Source organism: Mucilaginibacter sabulilitoris (assembly GCF_034262375.1).
Taxonomy (GTDB): domain Bacteria; phylum Bacteroidota; class Bacteroidia; order Sphingobacteriales; family Sphingobacteriaceae; genus Mucilaginibacter; species Mucilaginibacter sabulilitoris.
Genome location: NZ_CP139558.1, coordinates 5,697,626 through 5,717,598 on the forward strand (window position 1 = coordinate 5,697,626; position 19,973 = coordinate 5,717,598).

A 19,973-nucleotide genomic window follows, 5' to 3' on the forward strand; every position below is an offset into this window, starting at 1 on the left:
ATAAATACAATACCTAATTAAATACATTACTTATGAAAAACGGTGAAAAAAATTGGATGGTGCTTTATACGAGGTCAAGGTGGGAAAAAAAGGTTGATCAACTATTAAAGGATCAGAACTTCAATTCTTTTTGCCCGCTTGTTAAAACAAACAGGCAATGGGTTGACAGAAATAAGGTAGTCGAGGTTCCATTATTCAGGTCATACCTTTTTGTTCAGGCAAATCACCAGGAGCAATCCAGGATCATGCAAACCTCCGGAGTAGTAAATTTTATATCGCACTGTGGTAAACCGGCAACAATTAATGATACCGAGATTGAACGGATAAAACTCATTGTAAAACAATATACCGATATCGAGGCCATATCTTTAGAAAACATCAATATTGGCGACTCGGTAAAGGTTATTAATGGGCCCCTATTAAATCATAAGGGAGAAATAGCCCAGGTACAGGGCAGATCGGTTGTTATGGTTATAGATAATATCAATTGTGCTCTTACCGTAAAAATAAATCGCAAGGAGCTTTCACATACAAATCAGTTATTGTTTTCTTAAAAAATGGTATAAGATTTTTTTTCGTTAATATATGAACTATGGCTTAAGTGAATATAACTTATCAACAGCATTCCGTTTTGATAAACCTTTTTAAATACTCACTTAGTTTCTGTTCAAATTATAGATAATCGATTATGGATAAACATTACGGTCAAATAGTTGAACTAATTATCAGAAAGAATGGCTTCAGCATAAGTGAACTTGCGCGCATTACACGTATGAACAGGAGGTCGGTATATAATTGGTTTAATCAAAAATATTTAAAAAAGGATATTATTTATCAGATAGGGATAATCATTAATCACGATTTTTCGGTAGAATTTCCTGAGTTATTCAGGAAAGATGATTTTAAAATTCAAAACCCCTCAAATTTAAATGATCTTACATTCTGGGAGGCACCGAATCCATCTTTATGGAAAGATAAATACATTGAGTTATTAGAGAAATACAATACACTGCTGATAAACAAAATAGAAAGCAACATGTAGTGTAAAAAATCCTTTTTTAGTACAGATCAGTTAATTAGAACCGTATTCCTTTCAGAATACGGTTTCTTTTTAAAAGAAAATATTTGAAAAAAATCACTATTGGGAAATAGTATATTATAAGGGGTATTAAAAACGTATAATTATATCGGGCATAATTAGGTAAGAAGCTCCTGATATAAATCAGCGTAAATAAATAAAGCAGCATGAATTTCATGCTGCTTTATTTATTTACGAATTGTTAAGTTTTAAGGAACCAATATCACAGAATTCCATGGTACGTTAACCTTTCTAACTGCCGAGTTACGGAATATTTGTTTTTCTTCCCTGCTGTATACGCTCATCTCTACTCTCTGATCCTTATCTGTAGGGGTTATCGTTATATCCAGGCTATATTTGGTTTGATACCTGAAAGTATACGTTGCTGTACTGGCATCAATATCATAATCATTAAGCTTCTCCCCTGTACCAAAGGTTACATGGCATTTACTTTCGCAGGTTACTATTATTTTTCCATAGCCGTAATAGCTCTCAGTTGGGGTTACCTCCTGTACTTTTTTACAACTTGTCCCCACCATTATTAATATGGCCGATAATATTAACCCTACCTTTTTTCCTCGGTTTAAAATCGACAAAAAGGGCGCAATACTCATGCCTACCGGTTCAATCTCACTAAATTTTTTGTTAAAATTTTTCATACTCGTACTGTTTAATTAAGTAAATGTAAAACATCCATATAGTAGAATTCCGGTTAAACTCAAAGTGTATATCATAATGTGAAAATGTGTAGAACTCTGAGAAATGATGGAAAAACTATCACAATAAGCAAGTAAATAAGTGAACAGGTGTCCACTTTTCATAAATTTTAATCCGGTGACTTTGGGGATAATTTGTAATGATGTTTTTGATTGAGGTTAGCCCTTTTATTTGAAATTGTGTGAATTTAATTGTTCAAATAACGGGAAGGGGGGTTTACAAAAAATTACTGTTTAAAATGATAGATTTGATTGACTATGAAATTGTATTCATCAGAATTAACAATTTAACAAATAGAATATTCAACTAATACAATTAATATGGAAGGGTTAATTACAGTATTGTTTTTAGCGAATATTCTGGTTTGGGCTTACAACAGGTCAAAGCAAAAAATGAATTAGCATCCCTAAGCGATTCTTTGCGTACTATCCGTTAACCAGTAATTTTTTTTCAAAATGAGTAGGCTTATTGTATTGGATGATAACCAGATTGAACTATTCATTATCAAAAAAATGTTAATGAAATACAAAGCATTTGATGATACGCTATATAGTACGGATGGTAGAAATGTGCTCAAATTTCTGCAGTTGAACAAGTTAAAAGAAAGCAGTTTGCCCGAATTACTTTTTATTGATCTTCACATGCCCAAATTAAGTGGCTGGCATTTTTTAGACAGGTTAAAAACTTTTTACCCAGAATTGCAAAAACAAATAAATGTGTATATCATCACTTCGTCCGTAGACCCGCGCGACATTAGGAAAATGGATAACTACCCCTTTGTTAAATCTTATCTGATCAAACCCTTAACCGGCGAGGTTTTAGAGTCAATTGTACGCGATATTAATTAAGCGACATTTAACCAGCATTTAAAACCTGCCTGTGTGAATTATTATTAAGCGTATGTATAACAGGTATTATTTAATTGTGAAATCCCTTCACAAATTATAAAAATTTTAACTTTTTTCTTGATTTTTAAAACAAACTGCAACAATATATGTATATTGTTAAAGCATTTTGATTTTGAAATTATCATTTTACGTATTTGTCCCTATATATTACGTGTTTATATTAAAAGGGTATTCATTATTAATACTAATTTTAAATTAAATACCATGCTGATCCTTCTTGATAAAGCAAATTTTGAAACTGGAATATGATTGTTAAAATTTTACTTATTTAATTGAGCTATGGACAAACATTACGGCCAAATAGTTGAATACAGGGTTAGGAAAAATGGTTACTGCATCAGTGACCTGGGTAGGTGTATGAAAGTAAACAGAAGATCCATTTACAACTGGTTCAATCAAAAACATTTAAAAAGAGATGTTATATTTAGGATTGGGTGTATCATAAGACATGACTTTGCCCAGGAATTTCCTGAAATTTTTGAACCGGATGACTTCAAGGTTATTTATAATGTACCTGAGCTGCCAACGCGCAATCCTTTGAGCTTTGATTATAACGAACAAGAGTGTTGGAAAAATAAATACCTCACTCTATTAGAAAAATACAATGAAGCTCTATTACAGAGCACAGAAGTATCATCTGAGTACAGTTCGTTAATATCTTCTCTGGAATTGCCGAAAGAAGCCTAACTCCTGAATCTGAAAACTGTAATCTCTCAGCTTAGCATTATGCTTTAGCTGTCATGCTACTTCCTGCGCTGTGTTCTGTTCAGTTATAATCAGATCAATTCCTCCTATCTTCTTGTTTACTACTTTTCAGTTAATTAAATCATTAACATATCGTTAAAAAAGCTATATTTTTTGCGTTAAAAGCAAAATCACATTGCTTTATTACAAATTTTTCAAACTTTTTTTTGTAACAAATTCAATACACTAAGTTTTTCGTAAAGTGCTGAAAACTAAAGCAAATAAGCGTAAAATATACAGTTTAAAATTGTTTCAAGGTATTTAATTTTTATCAAATTATTAATTATAAAGATATTTCGTGCAACATTTTTAACAAAAGTAACGTTTAGCTAATACTATTAATTAAAAATACCCGCTTATGTTAAAAAGAAATCAACTTAAAATTGCAAGTTTGACGGGCATCGCCTGCCTTATTTTAGCCTCTTGTTCGAGGAAGGATGACGTTCAACCATTAAACACACAATCAACAACAGAAACAACCACAACTCCCGAAACTTCAGACGAAGTTAAAACACTGGACGTATCATCCACTGCTAAAATCACAGTTTCCGGTTCCACTTTACAATTGGGCGTAGTAGGCCACCCAATGGGCGATGCGCCTTATGTTCAAACACCTGCCACTACGCAAATTAAATTGATCAAAGGAATGGGAATGACTTGGTACAGGGTTGGTTTCCAAACCAAATCTGACGGCACCATTAGTGTTCCCTGGTTATTTGAACCGTTACAACAGGCAGCACAGGCCGGTGGCGTAAAACTATTACCCATGTTGTACACCCGCACTTTAGATCTGTCTGCAAGCCAGTCAGCTTCTTATAAGGCCGGTAAAACATTAGGAGCTAATTTTGCTGCCAAGTACGGTAAGTATTTTACTTATTATGATCTTGGAAATGATCTTGAACTGAAATTATTGTTGCCCAACACCACGGGAACAAGCCAAACTCATTATGACAGGGCTAAGTTTAATGTCGTGGCCGCCTACCTAAAAGGAATGGACGAAGGTATCAAATCAAAAGATTCCGATGCAAAAACGATGGTGTCTGCAGGTTGGTTACATTATGGCTTTATCAGAATGTTAGACTGGTACGGTGTAAAATTTGACGTAGTGGCTTACCACTGGTATTCTGAAATGGAAGCAATTGCACCAAACAAGCCGTACTACATACCAGACATTACCAAAAAACTGGCTTCATTGTTCCCTGACAAACCTATCTGGTTTACCGAAATCGGTTTGAGGTATAAAAAAGTTAGCACGCATGAAGCGGATCAGAATGCATTTATTTCAAAATTCGTAGCTAAATGTAAAGCTAATCCTCAAGTTAAGGTGGTCATGGTTTATGAACTGTTTAACGAACCGGATAAAAGCCAGTTAGAAGCCAATTATGGTATCCTTAAATGGACCAACCCTTATACTGTTTTTGCGAAGAAAATGTCAGCTAATAACCTGACAATAAATTAATTCAGCAATAAATTAGTCAATCTTTTTAAAACACTCTATAAAGCTGCCTTAACCGCTTTATAGAGTGTTTTTTATTTTATGGCAGAGCATCCGCCTTGCGTAAATCCGTTTAACTTTAGATGGCAAAAACTCATGTAATCATACTTGAATATCCTGCCACGCACATTTCTCACTTTGTACACAATTAAGTATCAAAACGGGCATTTAACACCCGTTTACGGCCTATTTTTAATAATTTGTTGGCGTTTTTAGACATTATCATGATGAGATAATGTTCGGCAATAAAATATATAATGAAAATCAGCCAGACTAAAAAAAATTTAACCATTGAAACACTTAGAGGCCTCGCTATAATTTTAATGGTATTAGGCCATGTCATAGGCTCAGGTTCAGATAATGGGTTAAAGGTAGCAGACGATTCGATATGGAGGTTTTCCTATTACGCATTCCAATATATCCGAATGCCATTGTTTACCGTTATTTCCGGCTTTGTTTATGCTTATAAACCGGTTTCAAGATTTACTTCCAACTCTAAATTTATAACGGGAAAAATTAACCGCTTATTGATTCCCCTGGTTGTGGTGGCAACGCTTTTTTACCTGCTACAATACTTCACCCCCGGAACCAATTCCAAAAATGACCTGGGCGATATTTGGCACATTTACGTATTGCCATACGCCCATTTTTGGTTTTTGCAGGGTATGATGTGTGTGTTTCTGATCATTACCGTTCTCGAAAACTTTAAAGTTCTTGATACATTAAAATCAGCCATGGTTTGTTTGGTAATTGCGGCACTCATTTTTATTTTATTGCCTTTTAAATCTTTCTACTTCAGCTTAAACAGGGTACCATTTTTATTAACATTTTTTATCCTGGGCTTGTCGCTCAAAAGGTTTTATGATGTTATATTTAAAAAAGGCATAATCAGAATAGCAGCCGTGATTTTTGTTGTGTCCTTAAGTTACCAGCTGTATCTGTTTGATGTAGATGCAGGTGAAAGGATTGCTAATTTTTTAACATTCTGTGTTGGCTCATCTGCCTGTATATTAATGATAAGCCTGGGCTACCAGAACAGCAAACTGGTTTGGCTTGGCGATTTTTCTTATGCCATTTACCTGTTTCATATTTTTGGGGCCGTTACGGCAAGGGTGCTATTGGCCAAACTATCGGTGCATAATATCCCGCTTCAAATACTGATCGGGTTAACCGCAGGGGTAAGCTTCCCGGTACTGCTCAGGTTATTATGCGGGTCTAATAAGATATTATCCGTGGCATTTTTTGGCGATAAGATCAGTAGCAAAAAGCCTCCGGTTCCGATAAAAAGTACCGGAAGCGTACCTAATAGTCATAGTCGAATTTTCCCCTATTAACATAATTTTATCACTGAAAGAAATAATTAAATATGGCAAACCGTAAACGGATATTAATAACCGGAGCAGCCGGCTTCTTAGGTTCGCATTTGTGCGACAGGTTTATTAAAGAAGACTACCATGTAATTGGTATGGACAACCTCATTACCGGTGATCTGCGCAATATCGAACACCTCTTTAAACTGGAAAACTTTGAGTTTTACAACCACGATGTTTCCACCTTTGTGCATGTACCCGGCGAGCTGCATTACGTCCTGCACTTCGCCTCGCCGGCAAGCCCTATTGATTATTTAAAAATACCCATACAAACCTTAAAAGTAGGTTCACTGGGCACCCATAACCTGCTGGGCCTGGCCCTGGCCAAAGGGGCCCGGATGCTCATTGCCTCCACCTCTGAGGTATATGGCGACCCTAACATCAACCCGCAGCCCGAAGAATACTGGGGCAATGTGAACCCGGTTGGTCCGCGTGGGGTGTATGATGAGGCCAAGCGCTTCCAGGAAGCCATCACCATGGCTTACCATACCTTTCATGGGTTGGAAACCCGCATTGTACGTATATTTAACACCTATGGACCGCGTATGCGCCTGAATGACGGCCGGGTACTGCCTGCCTTTATCGGGCAAGCCTTAAGGGGCGAACCGCTGACCATGTTTGGAGATGGTTCACAAACCCGTTCTTTTTGTTATGTGGATGACCTGGTTGAGGGCATTTACCGCCTGCTGCACAGCGATTACCCGCAGCCGGTAAACATCGGTAACCCCGACGAAATCACCATCAGGCAGTTTGGCGAAGAGATCATCAGGCTTACCGGTACCGATCAACAGCTCATCAGCCTGCCTTTACCGGTTGATGACCCCAAACAGCGACGCCCGGACATTACCAAAGCCAAAAGCATTTTAGGCTGGGAACCAAAGGTTTCCAGAAGCGAGGGGTTAAAGATCACTTTAGATTATTTCAAATCCCTGCCCGAAAAGGAAATCAATCATAAGGATTTTGCATACTATAACAAACTGCAGAAATCATCAATACCCGAAACTAATACCAAAGCATAGAAACCTATTAATTAAAAAGAAGAAGCCCGGGCAATGAGTCAAAACAACTCAGTCCGGGCTTTCTTTTGCATCCTAAAATTTAACTTATTTCTGATAAGAGGCCTGGTAAGCTTTTGCAGAATCTTTAAGTTTAGATCCGGTAACGACATTAAATACACCGTTCTTCTTTAACGTATCAATCAGTTTTGCATTATATACGTTAACCCCTAACTGATTTAGGTGACTGTCATCATAATACATACTATCGGGCAAGTTCATTGCTTTATTAAAATTATAATACTCTCCTAAGCCGGCAAAGAGCCTGTCAATTTCATCGTTATTGGTATAAGAGTTATAGTTTGATTTGGAGAAAGGCGCCTGCACTATAATGTATTTAATATTCTTTGATTTCAACGCGGCCAAAGTTTTCTTAAAGGCTCCCAACTGCAGGGCCGATATGGTAATTTTTTGAGTAAATCTCACTTTCTTAGGTTTAAACCGCTCATACGATTGCACATACCCTCCTGAGATATAAGTATCCCCTTTTGTATCATTTTTCTTTTGTTTTTTTAAATGAAAGGCATTGTTAAAGGCGCCAAATATTAAACTATTATAAAGCCTGATATCATTTATCTCAAATGACATTTTTACGATATCCTCATCCATTAACCCGCTTGATATCAAATCTATTTGCGATTCTAAGCCATCCACACCAAATAAAATAGGATATATGTCAACTATTACCAATTTGGGTTTCAAATTTTTGACGTATTTATCAACCAAATACTTTGTTTGTAATGGCGATTGCGAGCTTGAACCCAGGTTAAATACAGTTAAGCCTTCTTTTTTAAATATTCTTGGGTCATAACCTCTGTAGGCATGTGACGACCCCACAACTATAACGTCGACTCCCTTTACCTTTTCCGCCTCACTCATACGCTTGCGGGTAAAGCCCAAACTTCCAAAATTGTCAAAGTTTTTGGCGAGCGACGCGGGCATAAACGTTCCGAATATCAATATCGTTACCACATAAAAAACGCTGGCAAACGCAATAAACAAGCATAGTCTAACTGTAAATCGCTTCATCACTAAAATTGAAAATAAATAAAATCAGACCCCGTTGTTTGCATGTACATACCTATACAAACTATGATAAACGAATAAAAGCTCCACCTTAAAACAGGTGTCCATCTTATTCCAATGTTTTCAATAGCGTATCTTCCCTCCCTGCCAATCCATTCAACAATCATGAAAGCTATTATTATAAGCAAGATCACCGGTTTAGGAGAAGTTTGGGGCGCTTTAAATAAGTCTTTAGAAAATATGCCGGTTATAATTTGCATGGCTTGCCCTAAGCTTGCCGCACGGAAAAATATCCAGGCCAGCACTGTTAAAGAGAACGTTAACAAAATATCAAAAAACTCCCTTGGTGTAGGGAGTGATCTGCCCTTTGCCACTATCTCTAAATTGCTCCTGTTTGTTTTGAAAATAATAGAGGGCATAATGAAAAGTGCATTTAAACCTCCCCATATAATAAAGGTCCAGTTTGCGCCATGCCAGAAACCGCTTACCAAAAAAATGATAAATGTATTTCTTACCCGCATCCAGGTGCCACCCTTACTGCCGCCCAGGGGAATATACAGGTAATCTTTAAACCAGCTGGATAAGGAAATATGCCACCTCCGCCAAAACTCGGCTATATCCCTTGAAAAATAGGGAAAGGCAAAGTTTCTTAATAAATCGATGCCGAATAACTTAGCTGTACCTATGGCTATATCAGAATAACCCGAAAAATCACAATAAATCTGGAAAGTAAATAACAAAGCGCCAAGAACCAATGTGCTGCCCGAGTAGTTTGACGAATGATTAAAAATGAGGTTGGCATACTCGGCGCAGTTATCGGCAATTACAACTTTTTTGAATAGCCCCCATAAAATTTGCCGCAAGCCGTCAATCGCCTTCGCGTAATTAAAGTATCTTTTTACCTTCATCTGTGGCAACAGGTGGGTTGCCCGTTCAATTGGCCCGGCCACCAAAAGCGGAAAAAAACTTACGAATAATGAATAGTCAATAAAATTACGTTCGGGTTTAATGCGGTCTTTGTAAATATCGATAACATACGATAGGCCATGAAAGGTATAAAATGAAATGCCAACCGGCAAGATCACATTAATTGTTGAAAGCTGCATGTGTATGCCGAGGTGACTAAACGAATCGACAAATGATTGCGCAAAAAAGTTATAATATTTAAACACGCCTAAAAACCCCAGGTTAACGCCAACACTTAACCAAAACCAGCCTTTTTTACTCCTTATACTGCTTGCCTCAGACATTTTTATACCTGTAAAATAATCGAGCAGGGTTGAGAAAATAAGAAGGAAAAGGAATCTGTAATCCCAGCATGAGTAAAAATAATAGCTGGCTATCAGAAGAATAACATTTTGAACCCTGAGACTCCGGTTATTTAATGACCAGTATATTATAAAGATTACAGGTAAAAAAAATGCAAAGTTTAATGAGTTAAAAAGCATGAAAGAAGATTAAAATTTTCAGTATTCCGTTTCTCGTAAATCAATAATTTATGGCGCAATATCCAACGTGCTAAATATATTCAGTTTTCAAACGCCACACGGCATATTGCTTTCTCGCTTTACTACACATTTATATACATTTTTTGTTCACCAGTATTCTACAACAACATCTGATAATGAGGATGTTGATATTAATAAATTGTTAAAATCATCGTATTAAATAAGGTAAGAGATATGGTTGCCTGACAGAAATCAACCCCTTACGGTTTGAAGCAAACCATTGGGTTATTTTGCTTGACGAAAACTTTTTTCCTACTTTTGCATCAAATAATCCCAACACTGTATTTATGTGATAAGTAATTTCTTTCAGAAAAAAATAAACGCAAACCACTAAGCCGGTCGCTGCAATTATTCAATTTAAAGAAATTATTATGCTTACCCTACAAGGTGTTACCTACATACACCCTAACAGAGATGTATTGTTTTCCGATATAAATCTCACCATCAACAAATACGATAAAATTGCACTAATAGGCAATAACGGTACAGGCAAATCAACCTTGCTTAAAATTTTAGCCGGGAACCTGCTTTCTTCAAGCGGACTTGTGAAAGCCAGTTCGCAGCCATATTACGTACCTCAGCTTTTTGGGCAATTTAATGATTACAGCATTGCCAAGGCCTTGCAGGTAGAGGATAAACTAAACGCCTTAAAAGAAATATTGGATGGCAATGTAACCGACGAAAACATGACATTGCTTAACGACGACTGGGCAATTGAAGAACGTTGCCACGAGGCCTTTGCGCATTGGCAACTTCACGGGCTGGACCTGACCCAAAAAATGGCAGCACTTAGCGGCGGACAAAAAACCAAGGTTTTCCTGGCGGGTATCAATATACACCGGCCGCAGATAGTTTTGTTGGATGAGCCCAGCAATCACTTAGATACATTTAGCCGCGATATTCTTTATGATTATATCACATCAACCACAAATACCCTGATGGTGGCGAGCCATGACAGGACATTGTTAAACCTGCTCAATAATGTTTGTGAGCTCGGCAAACGTGGTATAACTGTTTATGGCGGCAATTATGATTTTTACGCCGAACAGAAAAAGATGGAAAGTGACGCTTTGAACCAGGACCTGAAAAGCAAGGAAAAAGCATTACGCAAGGCAAAGGAAACGGAAAGAGAGTCAATTGAACGGCAGCAAAAGCTGGATGCCCGCGGCAGGAAAAAACAGGAAAAGGCTGGCCTGCCTACCATTGTCATGAATGCATTTAAAAACAACGCCGAGAAAAGCACTTCGCGAATGAAGGGTATACATGCAGAGAAAGTAACGGGCATTTCGCAGGAACTTACTCAATTGCGCTCAGTCCTCCCGGATGTTGACAAAATGAAAATGGATTTTGACAACTCCAACCTACATAAAGGTAAAATATTGGTCACCACTAAAGACGTTAATTTTGGCTATAATGGTCAGCTGCTTTGGAAACAGTCTTTGAGCTTTCAGATTATCAGTGGTGATCGTATTGTTATAAAAGGGGCTAATGGTTCGGGTAAAACCACACTTATTAGGATGATTCTGGGACAATTGCATCCACAATCAGGAAGCATTGACCGGGCCGGAGTTAAAACCATATACATTGACCAGGACTATTCACTTATTGATAATACCCTCAAGGTTTATGAACAGGCACAGTGGTTTAATTCAGGCGCATTGCAGGAGCACGATATTAAGATCCGTTTAAACCGGTTCCTGTTTACCAGAGAATATTGGGACAAACCTTGTAAAGCCTTAAGCGGCGGGGAAAAAATGCGTTTGATGCTTTGCTCTTTAGCCATAAGCAACCAGGCGCCAGATATTATGGTACTGGATGAACCGACAAACAACCTCGACATTCAGAATACAGAGATTTTGACCGCTGCTATTAATGAATACAAGGGCACGCTACTGGTTGTATCACATGATGAACATTTTTTAAAAAAAATAAACGTGGGGCACTCAATTGATATAAGTTGAGTATTGCCTCTTAACAAAAAAGATCAAGCCCCTTACAGCTATTGCCATAAGGGGCTTAATCATTTATACTGTTTTATCAGTCGGAGATTTCGTTAAATAAGATTTATTGCTTGTTCCAGAAGGTAAGCTCACTCATGTTACTGTAATTACTATCTCCGCTGTAAACCTTCATTACCCTTATACGAATGTACCGTACAGGTGGAGGGTTACTGATCAGGTCAAATTTCATAGGTGCTTGTCCATCATCTGATCTTAAACATTCTTTAAGCAATACCCATCCTTTTGATTTTGCCTCGGCCTCCCAGCCTGGATCGCTGCTTGACAGGGTTGTAGCCGCGTTTGTAATATCTGCAATTCCCCACACCTGAAAATCAAGGGGGTTATGATATCTATCATTAGAACCCTCATAGCGCCCCGTTTCTTCTATTCTACCTAAGTTATCATACACTTTTCCCAGGTCAAAGGTAATGTGATGAGGTAGCCTTTGACTGCCATCGCTATGGAAAATATTTGGATAATTTTGCGGTTCGGTAGTACCGTCCCAAAGTTTACTAACACTTGTTTGCCCCTCATAGGTTCCGACGTCATTAGGAAGCGGATTTTCTCTAAAGAGCGACTTATCACACTGAACAAATGAATACACCCTCGGAAAAGTATCATAATCAGCCACGGTAAAAGTATCAATAGCTCCTCTTTCGGGAATATATGATGATTGATATTGAATTGGAGAAGCCAGTTTATAACTCGGCAGCGTAATGGTTTTGACGTTAGGCAACAACGTAGCTGTGCTGGCTGCTCCGGCACCGTTTGTGTATTTGATAACCGTATTAATGTTAATAGTATCCGGGGTGATAAAATTCAGCACCAGTGATCCATCTTCATTAAGCACATAAGGATTAGCCGCATCATATCCCCTGTTTAATAATTTGCTTGTGTAAACCGGGCCATACACTTTTACATTATTTACTTCAGTAGGAATAGACTTATTTCCCTTGGCATCATAAGAATATATCGTAAATGAGTAGGTATATTCTGCCAAACCTTTAATAACCGTTCTTACCGAATCAGTACGGGTATTGATATTAACTATCTGCGAATCGGCCCTGTTGTTCCAGTAAACCACATATTTGGTGATAGACGGGTCGCTGCTTGCTTTCCACTTAAGACCAACCTCTAAATTACCCGGTTGTATTACAGCCGGTCCTGCGGCCCCGGTATAAACTATTTCATGACCATCAAGAAAATTTCGAAAATCAGTTGCATGGTTGTCTTTCTGGCAACTGTACATAATGACTGACAGGATGCAGCCAAAAAGTATATATATAAGATTTTTCATGTTTCTATATTTATAAACAATTAACTTATTGTGGCTGACCGTATAGTGAAAGCTCCATCACGTGCGCAATATTACCTGCTGACCATGTTTGCGATACCGAAAGACGCAGATAATGTACCACAGGCGCATTAAGCGGAACATTAAAATTAACACCGGCCAATACAAACGCATTATCCGCGGCATTGGTAGAACCTACTGGCAAACCAGATGGTGGATCGGGATAACGGTAATTAGCCAGATTTATCCAGTCGCCTACTACCGCGCCAACGGGTGCCGTTAATGGCAATTGGGCATCTTGAGGCGATGGTACATTTGAACCCCACAGTGAGAAAACCTTTGGATTACCGTGGTTAAATGCATATTTATCGCCGCCGTCTGGCCGCTCCCACATTACAAAGCGGCTTAATTTATAAGTACGGCCAACATTAAAGGTACAAACCCATGGTGGAAGAGCTCCGGGGTTAGTGTGCCAGCCATCGGAGTTTCCGTCTGTTTTTCCGTCCCACAGGTTAGGTAATACCCATCCGTAGCCTATAGGGCTGTCTGTGGCCAGCTGGTACACACTAAACTGGCTCTTATCAAGTAATTGTTCAAACAGCGGGTTTATTGTCTTTTTGAGCGTGTCTGAAATGTTTCCGAATTTATCGGTTATATAAACACCAAACTCCCTGGCATCCGTATTAAAACCACGTACAGAATAATTAATGGTATCGCTCTTGGTGTAAAACTGCTCCTGTACCTCAAGCTCATTTGTTGATTTATCAAAGGCAATCACAATTACGCCGATTGACTTTTTTTGTGGATTTAAAGCGGTTACGTTAACCCCTCCAAAATCGGTTTGTAAAGCAGAGGTTTCACTCACCAATGAAAAAACGGGAGTTTTAGGATGTACGGTAACCGTAACCGGGTCAGACATTACCTCAGAGCGGCTAACAGTATATAATGTAACATTATAATCCTTTGAGGCAGCAAAGCCTTCTACGTTTACCGTATCGCTGTAATAGGATGATTTTGTTTCCCGGTCTTCCTTATCCCTGATCTGGTATTTAGCCAGTACATAAAGGATATTATCTGACTTTGGCAAATCATAGGTTATATAAGAGCCTCCATTATAATTATCAACTTTTACATTAGTAACTACAGCCGGTTTGGTTTTATCGGTCGAAGCAGGCCTGTTATAGCCATCGTTACGTTTACATGAAATTATGCTTATCATCAACATACTTAAAAAAAGCAGCAATGAGTAATTCTTTATATTTTTCATCATCTTTCAATCATTATTTAGTATGAATTATACATTACCAGCCGGTATTTTGAACAAGATTGCTGTTATGCAATAAAGCGTCGTCTGATATGGGCCACAAATAATTCCTGACGTTAAAAACAGGTGTAATTACCGTACGCGGGCGATAGTAGTTGAGCGACTGCTCTTCGCTTACTGTCCACCCCTGAATTGGCTGGCTTAACACGCTCTGAGTTTCTTTCCATCTGCGCAGGTCCCAACCGGCCTGGCCTTCAAAAGCCAGCTCTATGCGGCGTTCCTGGTGTATGATCTGACGTAAACCATCTTTGGTAGTATATTTATTCGGGTTTCTGGAATAATTATTCCATGCTTCAACAACTCCAGGTATACCGGCCCTCGTACGTACCCTGTCTATATATGGAATAACCTGTGCAAATGGTTTACCCTGTTCATTCAATGCTTCGGCGTATAAAAGGTACAAGCCGGTAAGCCTTATCAACGGTATATGGAAATCAACCGCCTGAAAGCCATCATCATAAACTGATTGATAATTAACCAGTTTTTTAGGCCAGTAGCCGGTAATATTGATATTCACGTTATCATGCGGACCTGCAAATGACGAAGGACCGCGTCCCTGTACATAAAAGGGAGATTCCGGATTATAAATTCCATTACCAAACCATATCCCTCCGTCAAATGCCACATCGGCATAAAATCTGGGTTCGCGGTTAAAGTGCGCTTTTACAGTTTCGTATGATTGTTTAATGTAATACCGATTGGCTTCGTCGCCCGCCTGAATAGTATAGCGGTTGGTATAATCCCAGGTTTTGTCTTCATTAATTGGCACACCTTTATTGGTATAAAACAATTCCTGCTCGGCAATAGGTATAGCAAACGTTCCGGGATTTGAAAAGGCATTCACAACCGATAACGCGGTAAACCTCGGGGTACAGAAGCCTTGCCTTCCAAAAGTTGGATTTAATGCCCAAATCAATTCGGTATTAATCTCCCACTTTTCGGTAATGGCAGTTTGCAGCGTTAATTCTAATTTTAAAGAATCATTAAGACTTGGAATATTGCCCGGCGGAATAAAAGTGTGCAGTTTGACACCATTAGCTTCACAAACAGTAATGGCTTCCAGGGCAGCAGTTGCTGCTTTATCCCATTTTGTGGCATCATAAGTTGCATTAAACAGGGCCTTGCCATCTTTATTTTTCAAGCTTATATAATCCGGGTTGCCATTAAAAAGCGGGCTTGCCGCGGTTGCCAGAATTTCGGCTTTTACCGAGAGCGCGATTGGCTTGGTTATCCGGCCAAGCTCTTTAGCCTGGTTTTGTATTGCTACCGGCAAATCGGGAGCAGCCTCGTCAAGTAACCTTACCATGTAATTTACCACAGAATCAACCGGGGCACGTTTTACTTTTACGGCTTCCTCCGGACTATTGATAGGCAAGTTTACATCAGTAATAGGAATGGGGCCATATAAACGGAATAAGTAGTAATGATAATAGGCCTTCAAAAATTTCACCTCGGCTATCCACCTCTTTTTCTCATCAAGCGTAAGGTCAACAGGTTTGTCAATATTTTCAAGCATGGTATTGCAGCGCCTTAGCGCTTTGAACATAGCCTGCCCGCCATTTGTACCATCCCAAAAATTCAACCCAACGTTGCCGGTATTTTGCGTACCCCTGATCAGGTTAAAGCCTACGGGATCAAGTCCTCTAAAATCGGTTACATTATTGGGGAATACTACTTCGGCAGAGGTGGTGAAGCCTACGTTATTTTCCAGATATACAAATTGCTGTAAAGTAGCGTAGCAGCTAAACAGATAATTTTCGGCCTCATTCCGGTTCCTGAACGCATAATCTATGGTACCAACGTTTTCAGGGGTAACGTCAAGGTACTTTTTACATGACGCGCAGCTAATTGCCAATATTGCCGCACATATATATTTGTAATATGATTTCATATCTTAATTAATAATAGGTTAGTACTATAAGCTAACATTTAAACCCACGTTAAATACCTTTTGAATGGGATATGCAAAAGCATTACCGCCCTGCTCAGGGTCCCACAGTTTGAAAGGGCTCCAGGTGAACAGGTTAAGACCGTTAAAGTATATCCTGGCATTTTTAACCAGCAGGGATTTTGAAATCCGGGCCGGCAGTGTGTAGCCTATCTCTAATGATTTAAGCCGCATGAAACTGCCGTCGCGTAACCACCAGGTACTTTGCTGCCTGTTATTCTCGATAATAGCACCATTTGGGCCAAGCCGCGGATATAAAGCGTACAGGTTTTGGTTAGCTTCAGACCAGTGATCATCTGCATATGCTTTCAACAATTGTGTGTCGCCTGTATAGTAAGCGTTAGGATCGGGACTCTTGATAAAGGGAGCCGTACGGGCCGGATCAATAAAGAAAGATACTTTTGCCTGTCCCTGAAAAAATGCCGACAGATCAAAGTTTTTATAACCGGTTGAAATACCAAAGCCATATACTATCTGAGGTATTACCGGATTGCCAATAAATGTCTGATCGGCCTGATCAATTTTACCATCGCCATTTAAATCGCGGTATTTAATGTCGCCCCCCTGGGGTGCAAAACCATTAGTACTGAATATTTGTGAAGGCGAGTTGCGGGCCTCATTATCGTCAACAAATAAGCGCTCGGCTACATATCCCGAATAACGGTTAAGCGGCTGCCCTATATTGCTCCGATAGCTTTCCTTGTAATCAGGCTGTTCATACTGTGTAAACTCGTTGGCCGAATAAGTGAAGTTTCCTCTTAACTGGATATATAAATCCTTACCTATTGATTCTTTACCGTCAACTGAAATATCAACCCCCTTTGACCTTACCTTGCCAATATTGGCCGATATACTTGATTCCAAACCCATTGTTGTGGGAATGCTTTGGCGCGCCTGCAGAATGTTGTATTTATCGTTCTGATAAACCTCGGCAATCACGTTTATCTTTTTAAGCAGGGTAAATTCCATCCCCAGGTTAGTTTGCTTAGATGTTTCCCAGGTTACATCGTCATTTTCATAACTATTTATAGATACACCGTTACGATTATAACCATTGTTGGTTCCAAAACTTGCAAAGTTGCCCCCGTTAAGATTTACGTCTGACAGATAGAAAAAACGCTGGCTTCCAATTTGGTCATTACCAACCAAACCATAGCTTGCACGCAGTTTAAACCGATCGAACACGTTGTACAAACTGCCCCAGAATTTCTCTTCAGATATGATCCAGGATGCGCCGATAGTTGGAAAGAAACCAAAACGGTGGCTTTCAGAAAAACGCTCAGATCCGTTATAACCAAAGTTACCTTCAAGATAGTATTTGCCTTTATATGAATAGGTAACACGTCCGGCTAAGGTTTCATTACGATAAGGTAATGAGTAAGGTAATGTGTACGGATTTTGCTTTGTTTGATCAATATTAGGATCTTTATTGTTGGAGTACAGTTGCTGCTGACGGGTTCCGATCAGCGCTGCGCTTACTGTATGATCCTTCCCAAAAGTTCTGTTGTAATCCAATACTCCCTGCATGTAAACCTGGGTTTGCAGGTTATCAGAATAGGGATCCCGGTCATAGGAAAGATATTCTGTTGCCTGGTTAGGCTGTGAATTTATCCACTGCAGCGTGTATTGGTTTGTGGTTTTATCATAATCAGACGCGTAATAATAAAACGGATTATAATATAATTGCGACCGGAAATAAGAGTACCTGTTAGTACTGAAAATTGCATGAAAATTTAGCCCTTTGGTTAAAAACTCCATGCTTTGATTAAGCTCCAGCTGGGCCAGCATTCTTGATTCTGAAAAATTCTGGTGACCGGAAAGCAATGCCGCGTATGGGTTTGTATACTGATACGATCCTGCCCCGCCGGTAGTAGACGGTATATTGCCAAACAAAATGTGCTTGGTGTTGAGATTAGCAGCATCGGGCGGGTAATATGCCGGAAAATCAACCGGGCTGGTGTGCATCACCAGGTTATACAAATCAGTTGATAACGTATTGGCGTCATTAGTACGCGGACCATTATACTCATTAAAAGTACCTGATAAGCGTACAATCAGTTCCGTTTTATCGCTAACGTTGATATTTACATTTGAGCGCAACTGGTAGTTTTGAAACTTAACATTATTGTTGTTATTATTTCTGATGTCGGTTCGTAAAATACCGTTATCATTGCTATAAGAACCAGCCACATAATACTTGGCCACACCGCCGCCGCCGGATATACTCATGTTACCACGCTGTGTACTGGTACGGTCTTTAAACAGCATTTTAAGCCAGTCAACCGCGGGATATACATACTGATTGCTGCCGGGTTCATTATTTAAGGCAGCCTGCGTGTTGATGATTTTATTTTCAGGATACGGGATTGGGTTGAGCGGGTAACGTGTTCTTACCGCTTCGTTATAAAGCCTCATATAGGTGATAGGATCAGCGAGTTGAATCGATTGCACCGCCTGCGAAGATGCATTCTCTACCCTTACATTGATTTGGGCCTTGCCTACCTTCCCCTCTTTTGTTTTAACCAAAATAACACCGTTACCTCCCCGCGCGCCATATAATGCGGTGGCGCTGGCATCTTTCAATATCGAAAAGCTTTCAATGTCATCAACATTTAACCTGGCCAGGTCAGCTGAAGTTAATTCAACGTTGTCAATCAAAATCAATGGATCCTGTTTGTAGCCAAATGTGGTTACCCCGCGTATAAAAAACCTTGAATTATCTTGTCCGGGCTGCCCACTTGGTGTAAAGGCAATTATACCGGCAACCTGTCCGGCCAACGCATTGGTTAAGTTACTCGCCGGTATTTTTAAGTTTCCCGGTTTTACCGTGGTAACAGAGCCCACCAGGGCCTCGCGGGTTTGTTTACGGTTATAGGCTGTCACCACCACTTCATCGGCGGTCTGTACGTCTTCTGCCAGCGTGATATTAAACACCTTGTTTTCAGACGTCACCGTAAAGTTTTGTGATTTAAAACCAACAAAGCTCACTTTAATAGTAGCTCCGTCTTTCACATCCAAAATAAACTTACCGTTATTATCCGTAACTGTACCCTGCTTAGGGTTGTCCACAACGGAAATGTTTACACCCGGAAGTGTTTCGCCTTTTGCATCTTTGACCGATCCTGTAATGGTTATATCAGCCATGATCATAGCTAGCTTAACGGGAGGCTTTATAACAGGTGCATCTTTAATGATGATGGTTTTACCATCAATAATGTAAGAGAGCTGAAATTTCTTCAGGGCTGTATTTAGCACATCCTTAAGGTCGATGTTCTTAAAATCAACACTGAGTGTATAATTCTTCTGCGGCCCCTTCGGCGACCAGAACACGTTGTATCCGGTTTGCTTGTTAATTTCGCTGAAAAGCTGTTTCAGGGTAACATTGCTTTGCTTATAAGTTATATTTTGTGAAAAAACCGATGCGCTAACCTGCATAAAAGCAAGCATGATTATGAGGCTCGTTATTTTCATTATCAGAAGGAATTTCTTGATGTAGCACGAAGGCT

General features: G+C 39.3%; 15 protein-coding genes. 8 read left to right on the top strand and 7 right to left on the bottom strand.

Going from position 1 to position 19,973, the window contains the following annotated elements:
- Positions 1 to 32: 32 nt before the first annotated feature.
- Both SNE25_RS24210 and SNE25_RS24215 read left to right on the top strand, forming a co-directional pair.
- Positions 33 to 554, top strand: coding sequence for a UpxY family transcription antiterminator (locus SNE25_RS24210; RefSeq protein WP_321561597.1), 522 nt, complete (start codon positions 33 to 35; stop codon positions 552 to 554).
- Positions 555 to 688: 134 nt separating this feature from the next.
- The gene (locus tag SNE25_RS24215; RefSeq protein ID WP_321561598.1) at positions 689 to 1,042 is read left to right on the top strand and encodes a helix-turn-helix domain-containing protein; all 354 of its coding nucleotides are present in this window, start codon (positions 689 to 691) and stop codon (positions 1,040 to 1,042) included.
- 245 nt (positions 1,043 to 1,287) lie between these two features.
- Here the strand turns inward: SNE25_RS24215 and SNE25_RS24220 are convergent, their stop codons facing one another.
- Positions 1,288 to 1,737 (bottom strand): hypothetical protein, encoded by a 450-nt coding sequence (locus SNE25_RS24220; RefSeq protein WP_321561599.1) that lies wholly within the window; start codon positions 1,735 to 1,737, stop codon positions 1,288 to 1,290.
- Positions 1,738 to 2,250: 513 nt separating this feature from the next.
- On the opposite strand from SNE25_RS24220, the gene SNE25_RS24225 reads away from it, so the two are divergent.
- The 5 genes from SNE25_RS24225 (at position 2,251) to SNE25_RS24245 (ending at position 7,331) form a co-directional block, all read left to right on the top strand.
- Positions 2,251 to 2,643 (top strand): response regulator, encoded by a 393-nt coding sequence (locus tag SNE25_RS24225; protein WP_321561600.1) that lies wholly within the window; start codon positions 2,251 to 2,253, stop codon positions 2,641 to 2,643.
- A gap of 339 nt (positions 2,644 to 2,982) precedes the next feature.
- The gene (locus tag SNE25_RS24230; protein ID WP_321561601.1) at positions 2,983 to 3,390 is read left to right on the top strand and encodes a hypothetical protein; all 408 of its coding nucleotides are present in this window, start codon (positions 2,983 to 2,985) and stop codon (positions 3,388 to 3,390) included.
- A gap of 415 nt (positions 3,391 to 3,805) precedes the next feature.
- Complete coding sequence (locus SNE25_RS24235; RefSeq protein ID WP_321561602.1) at positions 3,806 to 4,906, top strand: glycosyl hydrolase; 1,101 nt, start codon at positions 3,806 to 3,808, stop codon at positions 4,904 to 4,906.
- A 293-nt stretch (positions 4,907 to 5,199) separates the two neighbouring features.
- Positions 5,200 to 6,276, top strand: coding sequence for an acyltransferase family protein (locus SNE25_RS24240; RefSeq protein WP_321561603.1), 1,077 nt, complete (start codon positions 5,200 to 5,202; stop codon positions 6,274 to 6,276).
- A 32-nt stretch (positions 6,277 to 6,308) separates the two neighbouring features.
- Positions 6,309 to 7,331, top strand: a complete 1,023-nt coding sequence (locus SNE25_RS24245) for a UDP-glucuronic acid decarboxylase family protein (protein ID WP_321561604.1) — start codon at positions 6,309 to 6,311, stop codon at positions 7,329 to 7,331.
- 84 nt (positions 7,332 to 7,415) lie between these two features.
- Here the strand turns inward: SNE25_RS24245 and SNE25_RS24250 are convergent, their stop codons facing one another.
- The gene (locus SNE25_RS24250) at positions 7,416 to 8,396 is read right to left on the bottom strand and encodes a hypothetical protein (RefSeq protein ID WP_321561605.1); all 981 of its coding nucleotides are present in this window, start codon (positions 8,394 to 8,396) and stop codon (positions 7,416 to 7,418) included.
- A gap of 2 nt (positions 8,397 to 8,398) precedes the next feature.
- Entirely contained in the window at positions 8,399 to 9,643 is a 1,245-nt protein-coding gene (locus SNE25_RS24255; protein ID WP_321561606.1) for an MBOAT family O-acyltransferase, read from the bottom strand.
- 629 nt (positions 9,644 to 10,272) lie between these two features.
- Between SNE25_RS24255 and SNE25_RS24260 the strand changes: the two genes are divergently transcribed.
- Positions 10,273 to 11,862, top strand: coding sequence for an ABC-F family ATP-binding cassette domain-containing protein (locus tag SNE25_RS24260; RefSeq protein WP_321561607.1), 1,590 nt, complete (start codon positions 10,273 to 10,275; stop codon positions 11,860 to 11,862).
- A 103-nt stretch (positions 11,863 to 11,965) separates the two neighbouring features.
- Here the strand turns inward: SNE25_RS24260 and SNE25_RS24265 are convergent, their stop codons facing one another.
- The 4 genes from SNE25_RS24265 to SNE25_RS24280 are packed head-to-tail and all read right to left on the bottom strand — an operon-like array spanning position 11,966 to position 19,914.
- Positions 11,966 to 13,198, bottom strand: a complete 1,233-nt coding sequence (locus tag SNE25_RS24265) for a DUF4998 domain-containing protein (protein ID WP_321561608.1) — start codon at positions 13,196 to 13,198, stop codon at positions 11,966 to 11,968.
- A gap of 25 nt (positions 13,199 to 13,223) precedes the next feature.
- On the bottom strand, positions 13,224 to 14,465 hold the full coding sequence (locus tag SNE25_RS24270; RefSeq protein ID WP_321561609.1) for a DUF5000 domain-containing lipoprotein: 1,242 nt from the start codon (positions 14,463 to 14,465) through the stop codon (positions 13,224 to 13,226).
- Positions 14,466 to 14,496: 31 nt separating this feature from the next.
- A complete protein-coding gene (locus SNE25_RS24275) occupies positions 14,497 to 16,410 on the bottom strand; it encodes a RagB/SusD family nutrient uptake outer membrane protein (protein ID WP_321561610.1) in 1,914 nt (637 codons plus the stop codon).
- Between the two features lie 24 nt (positions 16,411 to 16,434).
- Entirely contained in the window at positions 16,435 to 19,914 is a 3,480-nt protein-coding gene (locus SNE25_RS24280) for a TonB-dependent receptor (RefSeq protein ID WP_321561611.1), read from the bottom strand.
- Positions 19,915 to 19,973: the final 59 nt, after the last annotated feature.